Raw genomic sequence first — 1,237 nt, 5'->3', positions numbered from 1 at the left:
TTCTCCCACTGACATTATCCAACGCGCTGGCTATTCTACTTGGTCACGCATTTCGAGTGGCGGGCTTGGGGGATGTTTCCTTACTGCTTTTCCACCTTTCCGACATTTTGATCAACCTATATCCCACGGCATTTTGCGTGGTTGCTGCATATTATTTGTCGCACAAAGCCAATGTATCGAGCGTGGTGCTTATCATTTATTCGCTGATCATGTTCTATTTGGTGTCGATAGAAAATGAAAGCTTATCCGCGACGTATACGTTACCCAATAACTCTCTGTTGGCGCTGATCAGCGCCATGATGTCGTATTTGTACTGCAAACATTTGAGAATTCAATTGCTTGAACCCCAAGCACTGGACTTTACTTCTCGGCTGTTTAAAGACGTTTTGCACTTTTTCGTATTTGTTCTTGTCGCGGTAAGCCTGTCTCACGTCACTGCGGCGATCATGGTGTGGTTTAGTGGCGCAGTGCGCAGTATCGGCGTCGATCCTTTAACGCTTGAAGGCGGTTTAATCTATCAAACCGTTTTGGGGTTGCTAGGGGCGACGGGCATCAATGCTCACAACATGTTGTTTGCCATCAAGCAGCAGATATACGCTGCGACCGAAGCCAACATGGCTGCTTGGCAAGCTGGCGAAGCGTCGCTTAACGTTATCAGCCAAGGTTTTTACGACGCCTTTTTGTCTATGGGCGGTTCAGGAAACAGCGTCTGTTTGCTTTTGTGTATCCTGATTTTTGCCAGAGAGCGCAACCACATCATGTTGGCGTTGGCGGCTGCGCCATTGGTGATGTTCAACATTAATGAAGTGTTGCTGTTTGGTTTGCCGATCATCTTTAACCCCATTCTCATCATCCCATTTGTACTGGTGCCTTTGGTGAGCTTCGTGATCACTTATGCGAGCATTGCGTCGGGTATGATTGATCCGGTCGAGAAGATCGTGAATTGGATGACGCCGCCGTTGATCAGTGGATATGTCGCAATGGGAAATCATATTCAAGGCACAATACTTCAACTGATAGTGATCGCGGCAGGGGTATTGATCTATCGACCTTTTTATCTTGCTTATGCAGGCAAACACGCGAGTCAATTTGGGCTGAACAATGCGCTGAATGGTATTGAACAATCGCTGTTTAAGTCTCTGCTTAATAGCGTGAAAGATTCAAACATATACAGTATCAATAAATCATCAGCTCAGAAGCGTTGACTTCAATTCTGCGAGAAGGGGAGGTGGTGATG

Annotated in this window: 1 pseudogene; it reads left to right on the top strand. The window is 46.5% G+C overall.

Annotated features, from left to right (window positions below):
• A pseudogene (locus R7F67_RS24370) lies at positions 1-1,237 on the top strand (PTS transporter subunit EIIC); the annotation flags it as partial.

It is taken from the genome of Vibrio sp. YT-17 (genome assembly GCF_033337375.1).
Classification (GTDB): domain Bacteria; phylum Pseudomonadota; class Gammaproteobacteria; order Enterobacterales; family Vibrionaceae; genus Vibrio; species Vibrio alginolyticus.
Note: the sequence above shows the minus strand (reverse complement) of the source record. Positions and strands in the feature narration are given on the sequence as shown.